Origin of the sequence: uncultured Nostoc sp. (assembly GCF_964245575.1) — a bacterium.
Classification (GTDB): Bacteria; Cyanobacteriota; Cyanobacteriia; order Cyanobacteriales; family Nostocaceae; genus Nostoc.
Genome location: NZ_CAXTNP010000026.1, coordinates 1 through 17,843, shown reverse-complemented (window position 1 = coordinate 17,843; position 17,843 = coordinate 1). Strand labels below are relative to the sequence as shown.

The window sequence follows — 17,843 nt, the reverse complement described above, 5'->3', positions numbered from 1 at the left end:
ACTCAAACGTTGAGCCTCTGAACTCGGAACTTCGACCTTTTTGCTCAAACGTTGAGCCTCTGAACTCCAATAATTAAGCTCAGAACTCGGAATGTCGTGCTTTTAACTCCAACATCCAAATTCTGAGCTTCAACGTTGCACCTCAAAGGTGCAACTACCGACTTGTTTTCTACAACATTGGTTCTTTATACTCGACCTTTACAGTTCTACGAGCAAATCGTTGTCCCATTTCCACAACCACTGCATCTAAACCCGCGCCCTGTCCACTGGCTTTAGCGTAGTTATACACCTGCAACGCGGCTGCATAAGCTTCGCTACCGACTGCAAGAGATGTATCATCTACCAACTCTTGTAACTGCGTCAACGACAATAACACCGGATACAACGCTTCAAATAATTGCACGTCCTTCTGCATCTCTTCCAAGTCGAACGATCGCGGTAAAAACTCTGGGTTCTGCGCCGCCACCTCTAATGCTTTGCTTACAAACGCCCGACTTTTATCTCCCATCTTGGGTAAAGTCTTGCGATCGTCGGAACTCAAATCAACCAAAAATGGTAGCTTTTCTTTAATCGTGCTAATGGCTTGCAACACAGTATCTCTGTCTGTTTGTGCCAATGTTGCACTAATTGGGGTCGTAGACATAGAAATCACTCTCCAGTAAGTTTCTTTAATCTAGAGTGCCCACATATACAACCAAAATCAATACGCTTGCTTTGCTTAAGACTTGATCCTCCCTAACCCTCCTTAAAAAGGAGGGAATTAGAGCAAGCCTTTATATTAAGCCCCCCAATTTATCGGGGGGTTGGGGGGATCTTCCAGGGTCATCGTAACAATGACTTATTAGGCGTTAACTGGCTCTCAAAACGGCTATAAACAATTTGGGTTGGATACCAAGAAGAAAACCAGTACAAATCTTGAATAACTTTGCAATAACTACTCCCATCTGCTAACTCAAAGTGAACCAAACCTAAATTATTCAATCCAACTACTTCTCGCCCGTCTTGAACCCAACGAAATTTCCAAAACATCAGGGGTTGTAACCATTTCCATTTAGCATTTTCGGCACGTTTCCAGGGAGCTATCAACGAGAATATATCTGCTTTGAAGTGAGAAGTCTGAACACTGTTTCGAGGTATCCACTCCAGCACACAATGCCACTGTGAGTTAGTCAGCAACTGGCGATTATGGTGTAATTGTTTGTCTGAAATTTCTACCATATTGGGTGGATTGATCCACCCTATCCAATGTCGCAGCTTTTCTGGTAGCAACCAATCTTTCAATCGTGTATGAATGAACCGCGTCAAAATCTCTTCATTCTTCAATGCACTAGCGGTTAACTGCACTAAGACAGACTGTAATTTGGAATGGGTGCGTGCATAAGACAAGTGAGCAACAGAACTGTAGTGAATATCTCCTGATAGAATAACGACTTGTTGACGTTCCTCAAATAAGGTGGTTAGGAATTTCGCCAGCGCTTCAACATTAATGTTCCAAGCATCTCCAACATCCGTTGAAAAAACTTTCTCTTGTTGTAAGTGCCAATGGTGAATCCAATCAATCACTTGTAGTCCAAATACATTTGTGGGCGCAATCACAAATGTAGTTTGAATCTGAGTTTGTTCAGCTATTTCTTGTAAAGGTAAAACTAGTTGTTGCTCAAAGGCTTTTGGACACAGCAGCATCGACGGCGCGATCGCTTTTTGATCGGCTGGATAACCCCGCCAAGTTCGCGTATCCAGCACAATTATTTCATGGCAATCGCTCCTGACTATGTAGTTCCAAGTGATTGCTTCAGGATGTCGATCCAGAATGAATACTGAACCGTCTCGAACTAAAATAGGTAAGTCTGTGTGGGGATCGTTGGCTGGCATACCTACATAGCGAGCGATCGCCTCATCAGCTTTTGCATCTCTCCCTTGGGAAGCTGACCAAGCTTGTGTAGCCGCCAACAGCTTTTCACCTGGTTTCCCTTCTGCAAATTGCTCAGGCGTATTGCCCCACCCTTGAAACACCGTGTAAGCTAACAATGCATTTTGGACTATTCTTCGCCCCAAGGGACGCCCCAGCACTCGCAAACACCAAGCTTGGTTTAGGTTCCAGTCATCAGTAACATCATGGTCATCAAAGATGGTGTACATGGGAATATTGGCAAGGGCGCGACGCACTTTCCCAAGGGTATAAATGAATTGTCGCAAATGCCTGACTTGTCGGTTCCACTTGTTGATAGCTTTGCGATCGTGCGTTACTTGGTGTCCTTTGGGAAATGCAAAGGGCCAGCACACTGGCGACCAAGCTAGTAAATAAGTAGCGTAATACTCACCCAGGCTGAAAAGATGACTGTTAACTTTGTCAGATTTATTATGTAATCCTGCGGTCAATCCAGCTTGATTTGTCGCAACATCAGCCCGTTCTCCAGGGGGTAGTTGCTGGGGAGTGCAGTATACTCCATTCACGGGAAGTTGTTCTTCCCAACCTAAAAGGGCATCACCAAGAGTACTTGCAACCCACAGGGATGGTTCTGCTACATCATCGCCATAAATTTGATCTCCGGTGAGGAATAGCTGGTGCGGACGGTGTTGGGGTTGATTTGCTTTTGACTCAATCAAACCGTCGAGAATCGGCAGTGCATCAAATCCATGACCATGAGGTTTACGGCAGGAAGCATGGATAATTTGCAAATCTTGCAGACGGTTTGGCGGTAGAACAAAGGTTGGTTTTTGATGTTCAAAGTAGCTGATGCTGACTGTGGGAGAGGAGTTTGAGCATAATGCTTGCTGTAGCGTTTGCTGCGTTTGGTCAGCAAGAGTAAATTGCAGGTCGTATGCATAGATGCGGTTATTAGTTAAACGATTCCCCTCCATAGACCGAGCCGTTATAGCAGCAATGTGAAGATACTTACCCAAAGCAACAGTGGAGTGTTCCCCCTCCAACAAGCAATTTCCTAGTGCTTCACCATCATTTGTTGTGTCATAAACCTTGAGTTCTATCTGACAAGACTGTTTCAGTGCGACCCATACTGTTACTGACTCTGGTTCAGTAAGTTTTAGAATTGGGCCCGCCAAAATCAACGGCAGTTCTTGTAAAAACTCGTCGCCAGCTTGATACTTCATTGCAAACAGTTGACAAAGTGGTGGTGTTTCGGATGATGTTGCTTTATTTATAATCCAATCACCAAATGGGGACGAGTGCTTCACCAGTCCTCAATCTGACACGCCTCATAATGAGCGATGCCAACTCTTGGAGAGGCTTGTCTGCGACACGCTGCGCTGCGCGTGCCGTAGGCAAGTGGTACGCCAACAGTACGCCTACGCAAAACTGTAAAATATGCTCATCAACTGTAAAACCAGCTGCCTTGAAAACCGACAGTATCTTTTATCGCATTTTTCAAAGCTTCCCCAGCACGTTCTTTGAACTCATTAACCAACCGCCATCGCTAGCCAATGCTTACCAATTTTCCTCAGTCGAAGTCAAACAACTGGCATTTAGAATTGATGGTGTATTTTTACCCAATACTCCAGAACTACCCATTTATTTTGCTGAGGTGCAATTACAACCCGATAAAAAAATTTATTCCCGTTTATTCGCTGAAATCTTTAACTATCTCGACAAAACTGAATTAACTAACACCTGGCGTGGTGTTGTCATCTTCCCCAATCGCAGCGTTGATACTGGAGATACAGACAGATATGCAGAATTACTTAACTCACAACGAGTGACTCGCGTTTACCTGAACGAGTTAAGCTCAATTCCCACATCATCAATCGGGATTGAGACAGTCAAACTAATCATTGAACCAGAATCAACTGCAACAGCGAAAGCTATAGAGATTGTAAACAGCGCCCGAAAAGAAATTCTCAATGCCGCCCAACAGAGGGAAATTATACAATTGATAGAAACGATATTAATCTACAAATTGCCGCGCTTGAGCCGGGAGGAGATGGGAAAAATGTTCGGATTAAGTGAGTTAAAGCAAACTAGATTTTACCAAGAAGTTTTTGCAGAGGGTAAAGAAGAAGGTAAAGAAGAAGGCAAGCTAGAAGGAAAGTTAGAAACAATACCTCAGCTATGGGCGTTAGGATTGAATATTGAACAGATAGCTCAAGCGTTAGGTTTGGACGAACAAGTTGTTAAACAAGCTGTACAACCGAAATCATAAAATGATGGAGAGTAACTAAAATGGTTTGCTGGTTTTGGCAATTTCACTATAGGAGATTGCATATAAAAATGTGCTGTGGGACGGGCGAGATGCCCATCCCATAAAAGTCATTATTTTAATTAATTCCGAGCGATACCTTCTTGACGCGCTGCTTGTTGTACAGCAGCAGCAACAGCAGTAACGACGCGCTCATCAAAGACGGAAGGGATAATATGTTCCCGATCCAAGTCTGAAGGCTTAACTAAAGAAGCGATCGCACTTGCAGCTTCTAGGTACATTGTGGTGGTAATTGTATGGGCCCGACAATCTAAAGCACCACGGAATACCCCAGGAAAAGCTAAAACGTTATTGATTTGATTTGGGTAATCACTGCGACCTGTCGCGATCACAGCAACATCTTTACTGATTAATTCTGGCTGAATCTCTGGAATCGGATTTGCCATTGCAAACACAATTGCGTCTTTCGCCATTGATTGCACCATTTCTGGTGTCAAAACTCCCGGTGCGCTGACTCCAATAAATACATCTGCTCCTTGCATTGCACCTGCTAATGTACCCTGCGCTTTCACGGCAAATTCGAGTTTTTCTTCTGTCAAATCGGTACGACTAGTAGAGATAATCCCTTTAGAGTCGCACATCCAGATTTTTTCTGCCCCAGCTTTACGGAGTAACCGAGCGATCGCTACTCCAGCCGCCCCAGCACCATTAATCACGATGCGGATTTCCGCCATTGACTTATGTACCAGTTTTAGGGAATTAAACAACGCTGCCAAGGTGACAATTGCTGTACCATGCTGGTCATCGTGAAAAACGGGGATATCTAACTCTTCGCGCAATCTTCTTTCAATTTCAAAGCAGCGAGGTGCAGCGATATCCTCTAAATTCACACCCCCAAAAACTGGCGCGATATTCTTGACTGTGTGGATAATCTCATCTGTATCTTGGGTGGACAGACAAATGGGAAAAGCATCTAGCCCTGCAAATTCCTTAAACAGCATTGCTTTGCCTTCCATTACTGGTAAGGCTGCTGCTGGCCCGAGATTTCCCAATCCCAAAACGGCACTACCATCGGTAACAATGGCGACAGTGTTTTGTTTGATGGTTAATTTGTAAACTTCCTCTGGATCTTGAGCGATCGCTGTACAAATTCGACCAACTCCAGGCGTGTAAGCCATTGCTAAATCAGACACACTTCTTAAGGGAATTCTGCTGGTAATGCTGATTTTGCCACCACGATGCAAATTAAAGGTGCGATCGTAGACGCTGAGTAACTTGATGTCTGGCAATGCTTTCACTGCTTGCACAATAGTTTCAGCATGTTCGGTACTAGCAGCATCCACAGTCAGATCGCGGGTGGATTCTTTGCGGGTTTGCTCGATTAAATCAATTTGACCGAGATTACCGCCAGTAGTTGCGATCGCCTGGGTTACCGATGCTAACATCCCCACACGATTGGGAATCTGCAAGCGCAGTGTCAAACTAAAACTAGAATTAGGAGTTAGGTCTGCCATGTTAATTTTGGATTTTAAGTTTTAGATTTTATATTGAATTGTTTAGTAAAAACCTGTTGGAAATCTAAAATCAATATTTTACTCATATAAACGAGTAACATTTTAGTAAATGTATCCAAAAATACACGATATTTTTAGAAAATAATCTCTCACAACTCCAACCCAGAACCTATTTTCGTTCCTGATCATACACCCTTGAACTGACTAAAGCTTGTAGTTTTGGACTCTATGTTAAATTCTGTGAGAAAATCAGTATCAATCATTCGATGAGTGATAATTGGTAAGAGCCTGAGTGAATTTAATGCTAGGAACAATGCTCCGAGGGCGCTACAAAATCGTTAGAAAATTGGGACAGGGTGGGTTTGGGGAGACTTATCTAGCTGAAGATATGGATTTACCTCGCAATCCTCATTGCGTTGTCAAGCGGTTCAAGCCCCAATTTACTGATCCGCAAGCTTTACAACAAGCAATGCGGTTATTCGATACGGAAGCGGATGTTCTTTATAGGTTAGGCAACCACGAGCAAATACCCCGACTTTTGGCTCACTTTGAAGAAAATCAAGAATTTTATTTAGTTCAAGAATATGTACAGGGTGATGATCTAAGCACAGAATTAAAACCTGGTCAACAATGGAATCAAGAGAAAGTAATTGCTTTTTTACGGGACATATTGAAAATATTAGAGTTTGTCCATCAGCAGAACGTTATTCACCGCGATATCAAACCTGCCAATTTAATCAGACGTGCTGCTGATGGCAAGCTTTTTTTGATTGATTTTGGGGCAGTAAAAGAAATCAGCACCTTGATGGCTAATAATCAGGGAAGAACAGTGGCTGTTGGCACTCCTGGTTATATGCCTAGCGAACAATATAACGGACAGCCACAACTTTGCAGCGATATTTACGCTGTGGGAATGATTGGAATTCAAGCACTGACTGGTATTTTCCCTCTCAAACTACCAATTGACCCGAAAACATTAGAATTTATTTGGCGAAACCAAGTCCAAGTCAGTCCTCAACTAGCAGACATTTTAGATCGAATGGTGAGATACCATTTTGGTCAACGCTACCAGTCAGCACCTACAGCTTTACAAGCACTGACAAACTTAACGATAAATAATAAACAGTGGTCAAAAACTAAAAAAACCGCCCTAACTTTGACGGTGTTAACTATCATATTTTCTATGACAGTGCTGGTGATTCCAAAATTACAACAAATATTTAGCTCAACCTCACAAGAGCCATCACTTGTAACAAATTCCTTGATTTATGAAAATCTTACTTATGGAATTAAAATAAAATATCCTAAAACTTGGTCAATCAAAGAAATAGAACAATATAACACAACTACAATAGATGTAGCTAGATTTTTGTCACCTCAAAAAAATGTAGAAAAACCTTATCAAAGCAACCTGACTGTATAAATTGAAGATTTAAAAGAACCTATTTCATTGGATGAATATACTAGCTCAAGAGTTAATGAAATAACGCAATTTCTTGCGGATGCAAAAATTGATAAATCACGTTTAACTCAACTAGCAAATCGCCCAGCACATGAAGTAGTTTATTCGGGTAAATGAAGATAAATATACTGTAAAACGGAAAGCAGTTTGGACTTTAAGCAACAATAAAGCCTACATAATTACTTATGCATCGGAAGAAAGTCAATATGATGATTTGTTAAAAATCGCTGAACAAATGATTGATTCATTAGAAATTAACTAATTTGCTGAAAGGGCACAGAGTGTAAGCAGGGGAGCAAGGGGAGAAATTTTTAACTGCTAACTCCTGTACAGACGCGATTAATCGCGTCTGTCCTAACTCAGCACTTTGAAAGCACTCTTTACCGACGAGATGGTAAGGCACGAATCTGACTTTTCCCGTTAAGTCGTAAAACAACGAAATATCCAGGGTTTCACACTATATAATTATCAACAATTTAATTTAATGAGAATCAATCATGAGAGAATAGGGCTTTGAGTTAGGGGTATAGTAAGCGATCGCTTCATTAAAGAGATAACGGGAAAAGTCAGCTTGGCTGTCAAAGGGAAACCCAGCAGCAAAAACTTCATTTCCTACACTCAAAGTTGATGCATGGCCTAGAGATGCAACTGTATAGCAAATTTTGGGACTACGAAACCATAATACAGCTAAATCGTTACCCTTAAAATAGGAAGCAACAGAGTGATCGCTCATCTTGGACAAATCAGCCGCATAGATTAAGCCATCAGGAGTTTGAATCTGATAAGGTGGCTTACCCGACCTGAGTACGTGGGCGTTGGTAAGCATTTGATAAACCGACCCTTTTCTGTGAATCAGAATCCTCGATCCCAAAAAGTCTTTTGATCGGACTTTGACTGCGATCGACTCAGCTAGCTGTTGCATTTGCTTGGCTATAAATTACAGGCGCTTGCAAAGCCACAGGTACTGCCAGCAAGGCAAATCCTAAGTTTTGCTAAGTTAAACCCTCAACATAACTCAGCGTGTTCTTTTGAATTTAATCCTTGTTGCAGTACTGCTATAACTTTCGTCATATCTCCTGTGATTAATGAGGTGACAGCTAACCACAAACCTGGAAATACTTTACTTTTAATCACACCATCTGCATCTGCCACAAGTGGTAAATATTCACCATTTTGCAAACAGAACCAGTCGAGTTTATTCTCTAAAGTCTGCCAGACGATATATTCCTGCACTCCGTTGCGGCGGTAGGCGCGTTTTTTGTCGTACAAATCAATCGATGCACTACTGGCTGCTACTTCTGCTACTAATTCCGGTGCGCCTTCTACGTAATCATCTTCACTAATTTGCGCCTGTCCTCTGGCTGGTTTATCTATCAACAGCAAAACATCAGGCTGTGGTTCATTGTCTAAATCTAAGCGCACGGTAGCATTGTCACCTAGCGCTAAACCTGGAGTGGAAACTTGATAAACTCCCAACCAGGTAATTAACTGTCCATGAGGTTGACCATGACTTCTAAAACGCAGGGGTGATGCCACGTAAACAACTCCTTCGATTAATTCTGCTTTTTTATCAGGCATTGCTGTATAACGACGCTCGAATTCGTGGCGGGTTAAGCGATCGCCACTTTCTGAGGGAGGGATAAAAGCGCTATTATTTAAGCCATGTTCCACAGAAGCAGCCATTACCTAATTCCTCATCCGCAGGAGTTGTAGCTTGAATTTAACATAGTGGAGTGCGATGTCTTCTACAAGCCGCCGAGAGGGCGTCTATGCAAATGGGAAATAGAACAAAATCTACTACAGGATTTATTAAACACTCCGTTTTAAAATAATTACAACAAAAAAGCGCCCCCCATTTCTGGAGGGCGCCTTTTATTCAGCTAAATCTTCAGAATTAACCGTTGATAGCAGGAGCTGTCATTGCTACAGGAGTAATTTCACCAGCAGCTAAGTCTAGGGGGAAGTTGTGAGCGTTACGCTCGTGCATTACTTCCATACCCAAGTTAGCGCGGTTGATCACATCTGCCCAGGTGCTGATGACGCGACCTTGGGAATCAATTACTGATTGGTTGAAGTTGAAACCGTTCAAGTTGAATGCCATCGTGCTGATACCCAAAGCGGTAAACCAGATACCGACGACAGGCCAAGCTGCTAGGAAGAAGTGCAGTGAACGGCTGTTGTTGAAGGAAGCGTATTGGAAGATTAAACGACCGAAGTAGCCGTGGGCTGCAACGATGTTGTAGGTTTCTTCTTCTTGACCGAATTTGTAACCGTAGTTAAGGGATTCGGTTTCGGTGGTTTCACGCACCAAAGAAGATGTAACCAAGGAACCGTGCATTGCAGAGAACAATGAACCGCCGAATACACCAGCCACACCTAACATATGGAAGGGGTGCATCAAGATGTTATGTTCTGCTTGGAACACAATCATGAAGTTGAAGGTTCCAGAGATACCTAAAGGCATACCATCAGAGAATGAACCTTGACCGATTGGGTAGATCAAGAATACTGCGGTAGCGGAAGCCAAAGGTGCGCTGTAAGCTACGCAGATCCAAGGACGCATACCTAAGCGGTAAGAAAGTTCCCACTGACGACCCAGGTAGCAAGCGCAACCGATCAAGAAGTGGAAAACTACCAACTGGTAAGGGCCACCGTTGTACAACCACTCATCTAAGGAAGCAGCTTCCCAAATTGGGTAGAAGTGCAAGCCGATAGCGTTGGAGGAAGGAACAACTGCACCAGAGATGATGTTGTTTCCGTAGATCAAAGAACCTGCAACGGGTTCACGGATTCCATCAATGTCTACTGGAGGTGCTGCGATGAAGGCGATTACAAAGCAAGCAGTAGCAGCTAGCAGGGTTGGGATCATCAGTACACCAAACCAACCGATATATATACGGTTATCAGTGCTGGTGATCCACTCGCAGAAGCGATCCCATACACTAGCGCCAGAGCGCCGTTGTAAGGTTGTGGTCATGGTTTTATAAGTGCTATGGGTTGTTAAATATGGAACAAGCGGATTTTGTTCGCCTGTTGAAATCTAGTCTACATGAATTTACTTGGACGTGAGTTGTGACTTAATACTCTGTAACAAAATTATTTAACAAGCTCATCGAACTCTAAAGTTTTCTACTATAACGAATAGCCATACAAAGCAATGGATTGAGACTTTTTAAGCCACTTCAACACCAAACTAGCTATCACTTTCTAATGATGCGATTCCTTAGTTACTTGACTTTACATTCTTTTACAATTAGCCTGTGAGAAAGATTTTAAATCTGGCTGATTTGTAACGAGATAATAAGTTCTCTGTTGTCTGATATTTCAGTTAAAAATCAAAGTATATGTAGGGCAAACTGCCTTCAGGAGCTAATAACCAAACAGCGTAGAAACATAGGGGGACGAAGACAAGCTTAAGGGGCCAGTTAAACTCTAATTTCAGTATTCGGTTGAAGGTATAGACTAGAGCCATAAGGGCAGCTAAAGCTAGAAGTACGCAAGTGAGTTGGTATTGGCTCATATTTAAGGCTTCTACATAGACCTTTTCAGCAAACTGAGCGTCAGCCGGATAGCCCCAAAGATGCCTAATTACTAAAGAAGAGTCTTGGAGATTAGGTAAGCGGAACCAAATCCAAGAGGTAAAAACCATTAGTTGAGTCAATAACCAAGCGACAAAGATACCCAGAGGATTTTGCCAGAATTGTTCTAGATTTTCAAAGCGATCGCTCATAGTATCTGTAAGTCGATGAACCACCAAGGCTATACCGTGGAATATGCCCCAAACTACATAACCCAAAGCAGCACCGTGCCAGATACCAGCGATTAGCATCACAATAAATAAATTCCAGCAGGTACGGACTAAACCCCGACGGGAACCACCCAAAGGAAAGTAGACATAGTTACGTAGCCAATCTCCTAAAGTGATATGCCAGCGCCGCCAAAATTCTGAAATATTGGTGCTGAAGTAGGGAAAATCGAAATTTTCAGGTATAACCAAGCCGAAAAGCATCGCACTACCACGGGCGATGTCTACGTAACCGTTGAAATCTAGATATAACTGCAAACCGTAGGCGAATGTAGCTAACCAGAGATCGGTACTACCTGCCCGTTGTAGATTACCAAAACATAAATCGACGAAAATACCAAGGTGGTCTGCAAAAATACCTTTTTTGACTGCGCCTCTAGCAATTAACCACAGCGCCTCAGCGACTCTATCGCTATTGGGTAAGTCTAGTGTATTGAATTGATTGGCTAAGTTGTGGTAGCGCGTAATCGGCCCTGAAATCAGTTTTACGAAGAATAATTTGTAGGTAGCAAATTGGAGAAACTGCTCAGTAGCAGGGGCACCGCGATAAACATCTACTAAATAGGCAATGCATTCAAAGGTAAAAAATGAAATTCCTAAGGGTGCAATTAATTTAAAAGAGCTATCTGGTGAGTTTGTTTGCACATTAAAAACAAACTTGAACAAAGGGGTAAAATACTTATAACCTAATAACAGTAAAACATTTAGAACTATCCCCAGCCACAAAACTTTTAAACGACGGCGATTCCAGTCACCTTGGGCAAATTGCCACTCTTCATTAGAAATTTGCCAGTCAAGAGAATGTTTTCCTGGCGAGGTATTTTTCCCAATCTCTAGCCCCACACGGAAATTAATATACGTCAATGCTAATAGTAATGGGATGTACTGCATCTGCAAAGATGCGTAGAAAACCAAGCTGGCAATTAGCAGCGTCCACAATCGCAATTTCTGCTGTGCTAAAGACCAATAAATTCCTAACACACTCAACAAGAACAGCCCATAAAAAATTGATATAAAGTTCATTTTTTAGTTATTTGTCATTTGTCATTTGTCATTGGGCATGGGGCATGGGGCATTGAAAAGAGGCTCCAGGGGCGAGGGGCTGCTCTTGCTGAGGGGAAAATTCTTCTCCCTTGCTCGCAGCTAAGAGTTCCCTGCTTCTTCCCCACTCCCCTACTTCACTGGCCAGGGAATCATCGGATCATTAGCCAGCTTTTTGGAGACTTCGTATGCTCCAAAGCGGTTGAGGTGGCTGGGATCAGAAAAGTAGTCATTTGCTTTTGGCCACTGTTGGCTCAGATCTCGATAAATAAAGTTGGGATTAGTAGCTAGACGCAACATATATTGCTGAAATTCTTGCTCATATTGTCTACGCACTGGATCTAAATAATCTTCCGTGAGAGGCATGTTGACAAACACTAAAGAAATTTTCTGAGACTGGGCAAACTGAAGCACTTCTTGAAAGGCAGCATCTTGCTGTCCTTCTATTTGGAAAGATTTATAGTCATTGTCGTAATTTCCCGAAACTCTAGAATGTTTTTGATAGTATCTAGCAGAATTGAAGCGAATTGACAAAGGTAGAAAGCCATCAAAATCAACTGCTTGCTGGGAAGTACTTTCATCTGAAGTACCGTCTGTTAGGTGTCTTTGTGATGCAATTGTCTGATTGCGACCAATTATAAGCAGTTGTTTTTGCAGTAAACTTTTAATTTGGTCGCGGTTTGGATAGCTAGCAGAAAGAGATGCTAGAGCCTGATTTAACGACTGATCGACAGCTTCATAGGCGCTAATTTCCGGTTTTTCTTCTTTTATCTTTTGTTCTTCCGAACTTGTCTGATTTTTGGGCAAATCATTGCTATTTGCAGTTGTCGGTATTTTTTGGAATGCTTGTTTATAACCAGCTGATGCAGCGATGGATTTAAAGGTAATATCTTCGCGTCCACCGTTGAAAGCACGGGCCCCATCTGCCCAGATAATTACTTTAGGCAGTTCTGATGGTTCCAGTACGTGGCGAATCACAAAGTCTACAACTTGTGCGGTGGCACCGTTGATCCCAAAGTTAAATACATCAAGATTTGGATAGCCCTGAGTCGCTAAAGCTTTAGAAAGTGCTGCGGGATCTACTCCCCTGAGAGCGCGGGAGGAGCCAATAATCAACACATCTGGTGGAGTACCAGTTCTAGCCAAACGCTGTTTATACAGTGCTAGTTGCTCGTCTAACTGCCTGACATTAAAACTTGGCATCTGCGATCGCGCTGCTAAAAGAATAGCGGTAGCGGTTGCTTTTTCTTTCAGTGGTGCGGCTGCCAAATTATTTGTCGGAGTATCATCACTTTGGGTAAACTCCGAAGCATTAAATACAGAACTCTGATTTGGAGAAGATTTTGTTTTGGAAGTACTGGTAAAAGATGTCGTTTTCTCACTCTGAGTTTTCCCAGATATCAAAGATGCCTTTTGCCCAGACGAAGATGAAGGCAAGACACTGGCGACTTTTGGTGAAGGTGTAGTAATTGCAATAATTCGACCCAACACCCAATCAGTTTGAAAGGTAAGTAATAATCCCAGTGTTCCCCACACTAAAGCGACCTTAAGTCCTTGAACATCACGGCTTTGTTCTGCTGACTGATCGCTTTCGATAAATAACTGGCTTTGTAACAGGAATTTTTTCGCAGTTGCACTCGCCCTTGTCATCCAATCTCGCGCGACTTCAGTGACAAAACTTTGAACTTCTTCTGTTGTTAAGTCAGGGCGCAAAATTGGCTCACTAGTCTCAGAGGTTACCAGATCGTTAACGTATTTAGAAGTAGCAGCAAATTCTGGAGTTGCTTCTGGTACTAAACGTTGGCGATGCTCAAGATCAACGCCATAATTCCAAAAAGGTTCTTTATTCCCAGCCCGGCGACCGTAGACACGTACCCCTATAATACCGGGAATTTTTAACTGGCGGATAAACTGTGTAACTTTAGTTGCTACTTGCTGACGCCCTGGACAAACAGGTGCATCACACATGATGTGCAACAAATCATTTTTGTTCAGCAGAAGTACGCGAACTCCACCTGTCAATAAACGCCAATCCAGGTCAGGATTGAGTAAACGCTCCAGTAAAAATATGATGGCTGGTTCATCGCCAGTATTTACCAAATCTAGCGGTGATGTGGCAAAGGCGGGATATTTTGTAGCAGGTAAAGCTAGCCAATCAATCCAAGTTGGTTCATTGTCGCCTGCTTTTTGTCCGTATATGGTGGCGGCGAGAATACCTTGAGGTGCGATCGCTTCTAGCTGCGGTAAAATCGCCTCTAAGCACACTTTTTTGTCGGGGATTGGCGCAGTTCCTAAGGGATCAAAAGCTGGGCTACAAAAGATGTGTAGTGTTGATTCTTTAAGAAAAGCTTGGATAGCAACTTTTAACTCTGATAATACCTCAGTTAATAATCGCGCGATCGCTTGTATATCCCCCCAACGTGCCCATTCCTTCAGCATTACCTCTGGTGGCGTCAAATCCACCCGCAGTAGCCAATCAGGGGCAGTTTCGCCGCTCACCTGGGAAACAATTACTGCATCTTGGTAGCCGGTAAGCTTGAGATAACGCAACTTCTGTGCTATTGGTTCAGCAAGCAACGATGCATCAGGGCTATAGCTCGACTGGCAAAATATCCACAAGCGATTTTCTTCTGGCTGAGAGTTCTTTGGCTTATATAGCTTAATCTTTGCCTGTACTGATACACCTAACGTACTCAGAGTTTCGCTCAGATACCGAGCGATTGCCTCCGGGTTCCCTTGACGTGCCAAACTTTCGTTAGAGACAATCAGCGCCCCAGCCGATTGTTTTGATTTTTCCGAATCTTCTAGCAGCGCTTGCTCTACCTGCTCCAGATGCTTATCTATTTGATTCAAGTAAACGCGATGGCACCAGTTAGGGCGCTGTTCCCCTTTTCTTCGGCCATAGACAAATACTTGATATATTGAGGGTTGTTCGTCGCTTGTGAGAATATCTAAGTCTGTCTGCTGTAGTGCTTGCAGCAAGTCAGACAAAGTATGCCAACGCTGCGGACATTCTGTACCTTCACAAAGAATATGAAGGTTGTTTCCCCGTAACCGGACTTTCACCCCGAAAGTGTTGATTCCTGTTGCTTGGCTTACCCACTGCACTAAGGATTGCTGGCGATCTGGTAATACTGTTTTCATGCTCAGTTAACTTTACAGTCAGCGATTGTTGGGGGATAGTGCCTGCACTTGTAAACTAGAACCATAGGTCTATCACACTCTGACGATTTTTTTTAACAATTTTGTTACCTTCCTAGCTCATAAAATCGGCCAAGATAGTCTTGTACAGGTTGCAAGTCTGACTAATGTTGAGTTTTGCGTTTATTTTACTAATAGGGAGTCAGAATTCAGAAGTTAGCAGCTAGGAGTCAGAATAATTCTATATGACTGGCTGATGATTTGTCGTTTAAAGCTGGATTCGCGTAACGCCTCTAATGGGCGACACAAACAACAAGCTTATCCCATTTCAACTCCATTCCTTTATCGTTGGAGTCATCCTAACTCCTAATCCTGACTCCTGTACAGACGTGATTAATCGCGTCTCTCCTAATTCCCATAACCAAAAATTAGCAATGCCTCCTGCCAACCAACAACCCTCAACTAACCCCGCATCCAATCTCGATTTCTTTACCATTCCTCAGTCGTTCCTTTTACAAATAGGTACAGCGTCTATATTACTGCTGCTTATTACCGGAAAAACTACAGTCAGAGCACTAGAAGCCATAGGGGAAGCCAGTGAAGAATTATTGCGAGGCGATCGCCTACCCAACCTCGACTTCCCAGAGGATCACAAAACTAATCAAACTTAGAAAGTATACACCAAATAATTATTTGCTCAGGAACAACCCGGTGAGCATTAAGTGCAAAACCTAGAAGCGTAAACAGTAATTAGCTTTACAACATAGAGAATATGGGTTCCCTTTTATACTCTTCGTCTCAAACTGCGGATATATACCCGGTGTCGGAATTATTTTTGCGTCATCGTCTCCAGGTAGTGGAAGAATTGTGGGAGTCAGTTCTCCGGCAAGAATGCGGTCAAAACATGGTAGACTTGTTGCGGCAGTTGCGCGATTTATGTTCACCAGAAGGACAAGCAACAAATGACCAAGCATCCTCAGCCGTAAAATTGATTGAACAACTGAATATCAACGAAGCAATTCGTGCAGCTCGTGCTTTCGCTCTGTATTTTCAGTTGATTAACATCATAGAGCAGGAATACGAACAACGGCAGCAATTGAGTCGCTATGAGGCAGAAACAGAGGCTACAGTGCCAGAAACACCATCAAATGCCAACTATTCGTCTAATCAAAGAGAAGAGGACGCGCCTGTTAGCAGGGGAATAGCAGCAGACTTCCGAAGAAAGAGTTATCTAGAAAAAGCGCAAGTCAAACCAAAAGGTACTTTTGCTGCCTTGTTTCCCTATTTATTCAAACTGAATGTACCACCCCAGCAAATTCAACGTTTAATTGCTCATCTAGATGTGCGCTTAGTTTTCACAGCCCACCCGACGGAAATTGTTCGTCATACTATCCGGGATAAGCAGCGCCAGGTGGTACAACTCTTGCAAAAACTGGATACCTTGGAAAACCATTCTGGTGCTACAGGTGGGGGATATGCTTGGGAAGCAGCAGATGTCCGCGATCAATTGCTCGAAGAAATTCGCCTCTGGTGGCGTACAGACGAACTTCACCAATTCAAACCCACTGTGCTAGATGAAGTAGATTATGCTCTACACTACTTCCAAGAAGTTTTATTTGATGGCATTCCTCAACTTTATAAACGTTTCAAACATACTCTATCTAATACCTTCCCTTGGCTAGAACCACCGAGTAAAAACTTTTGCTCTTTCGGCTCTTGGGTAGGCTCAGACAGGGATGGGAACCCATCAGTCACACCAGAAATTACCTGGCAAACAGCTTGCTATCAGCGCAAAATGGTGCTAGGGAGATATATTCAGTCAGTGAAAAATCTGATTGAATTATTGAGTGTGTCAATGCACTGGAGCGATGTCTTACCAGATTTACTGGAATCTCTAGAGTTAGATCAGTCCCAGTTGAGTGAGGTATATGACGCACTGGCGCTGCGTTATCGACAAGAACCTTATCGGCTCAAACTGGCTTATGTACTGAAACGGCTAGAAAATACTCGCGATCGCAATCTAGCATTGTACAATCGGGAAACGCCAAAAAATCAAGATAGCCCCCTGTATCTTTCGGGAGACGATTTTTTAGCAGAACTGCGGATGATTCAGCGCAACTTGACAGAAACAGGTTTAAGCTGTCGAGAATTAGAAAATCTGATCTGTCAGGTAGAAATTTTTGGTTTTAATTTGACACAGTTAGATATCCGCCAAGAATCATCGCGCCACGCCGATGCGCTGAATGAGATACTGGAATACCTGCAAATATTACCTCAACCTTACAACGAACTATCTGAGGAGCAAAGAGTCGCTTGGCTCACAGGAGAACTGCAAACCCGGAGGCCGTTAATTCCAGGAGAATTGCCATTTTCCGAAAAAACCAACGATGTAATTGAAACCTTTCGCGTCGTGCGATCGCTCCAACAAGAATTTGGTCTAAATATCTGCCAAACTTACATTATCAGCATGTGCCGTGACGTGAGCGACGTGCTGGAAGTACTACTGTTAGCCAAAGAAGCCAGACTTTTTGACCCCGCCATTGCTGTCGGAACCATTCAAGTAGTCCCCCTCTTTGAGACAGTAGAAGACTTACAACGCTCCAGAAGCGTCATGCGGAAACTGTTTGAACTCCCGTTATATCGCGCTTTATTAGCTGGCGGCTACAAACAGACAAAAGCAGAAAGTGTTGTGGATGAAAATTCATCCCCCCCTGCCTCCCCGGGAG

General features: G+C 43.1%; 12 protein-coding genes. 4 read left to right on the top strand and 8 right to left on the bottom strand.

Features of this window, described 5'->3' with window-relative positions; genetic code table 11:
• Positions 1-169 precede the first annotated feature (169 nt).
• Together ACFFAP_RS06600 and ACFFAP_RS06595 are read right to left on the bottom strand one after the other, a co-directional pair.
• Positions 170-643 (bottom strand): hypothetical protein, encoded by a 474-nt coding sequence (locus ACFFAP_RS06600; RefSeq protein WP_375510475.1) that lies wholly within the window; start codon positions 641-643, stop codon positions 170-172.
• 179 nt (positions 644-822) lie between these two features.
• The gene (locus ACFFAP_RS06595; RefSeq protein WP_375510474.1) at positions 823-3,111 is read right to left on the bottom strand and encodes a PhoD-like phosphatase; all 2,289 of its coding nucleotides are present in this window, start codon (positions 3,109-3,111) and stop codon (positions 823-825) included.
• A 242-nt stretch (positions 3,112-3,353) separates the two neighbouring features.
• Between ACFFAP_RS06595 and ACFFAP_RS06590 the strand changes: the two genes are divergently transcribed.
• The gene (locus ACFFAP_RS06590) at positions 3,354-4,157 is read left to right on the top strand and encodes an Rpn family recombination-promoting nuclease/putative transposase (RefSeq protein WP_375510500.1); all 804 of its coding nucleotides are present in this window, start codon (positions 3,354-3,356) and stop codon (positions 4,155-4,157) included.
• Positions 4,158-4,276: 119 nt separating this feature from the next.
• Here the strand turns inward: ACFFAP_RS06590 and ACFFAP_RS06585 are convergent, their stop codons facing one another.
• On the bottom strand, positions 4,277-5,668 hold the full coding sequence (locus tag ACFFAP_RS06585; protein WP_375510473.1) for a malic enzyme-like NAD(P)-binding protein: 1,392 nt from the start codon (positions 5,666-5,668) through the stop codon (positions 4,277-4,279).
• Positions 5,669-5,969: 301 nt separating this feature from the next.
• Between ACFFAP_RS06585 and ACFFAP_RS06580 the strand changes: the two genes are divergently transcribed.
• Positions 5,970-7,091: a protein kinase gene (locus ACFFAP_RS06580; protein WP_375510472.1), complete on the top strand. Its 1,122-nt coding sequence runs from the start codon at positions 5,970-5,972 to the stop codon at positions 7,089-7,091.
• Between the two features lie 520 nt (positions 7,092-7,611).
• Here the strand turns inward: ACFFAP_RS06580 and ACFFAP_RS06575 are convergent.
• The 5 genes from ACFFAP_RS06575 to ACFFAP_RS06555 all read right to left on the bottom strand — a co-directional run bounded on the left by ACFFAP_RS06575 (position 7,612) and on the right by ACFFAP_RS06555 (position 15,120).
• Positions 7,612-8,052 carry a trypsin-like peptidase domain-containing protein gene (locus ACFFAP_RS06575; protein WP_375510471.1) on the bottom strand — a complete coding sequence of 147 codons (441 nt, stop codon included), beginning with the start codon at positions 8,050-8,052 and terminating at the stop codon, positions 7,612-7,614.
• Positions 8,053-8,135: 83 nt separating this feature from the next.
• Entirely contained in the window at positions 8,136-8,813 is a 678-nt protein-coding gene (locus ACFFAP_RS06570) for a Uma2 family endonuclease (protein ID WP_375510470.1), read from the bottom strand.
• 211 nt (positions 8,814-9,024) lie between these two features.
• Entirely contained in the window at positions 9,025-10,107 is a 1,083-nt protein-coding gene (gene psbA / locus ACFFAP_RS06565; protein WP_375510469.1) for a photosystem II q(b) protein, read from the bottom strand.
• 351 nt (positions 10,108-10,458) lie between these two features.
• Positions 10,459-11,958, bottom strand: a complete 1,500-nt coding sequence (locus ACFFAP_RS06560) for an MBOAT family O-acyltransferase (protein ID WP_375510468.1) — start codon at positions 11,956-11,958, stop codon at positions 10,459-10,461.
• A 150-nt stretch (positions 11,959-12,108) separates the two neighbouring features.
• A complete protein-coding gene (locus ACFFAP_RS06555; RefSeq protein ID WP_375510467.1) occupies positions 12,109-15,120 on the bottom strand; it encodes a DUF1574 family protein in 3,012 nt (1,003 codons plus the stop codon).
• A gap of 293 nt (positions 15,121-15,413) precedes the next feature.
• On the opposite strand from ACFFAP_RS06555, the gene ACFFAP_RS06550 reads away from it, so the two are divergent.
• On the top strand, positions 15,414-15,788 hold the full coding sequence (locus ACFFAP_RS06550; protein WP_375510466.1) for a hypothetical protein: 375 nt from the start codon (positions 15,414-15,416) through the stop codon (positions 15,786-15,788).
• Between the two features lie 101 nt (positions 15,789-15,889).
• On the top strand, positions 15,890-17,843 hold a 1,954-nt coding region (locus ACFFAP_RS06545), incomplete at its 3' end, for a phosphoenolpyruvate carboxylase (protein ID WP_375510465.1).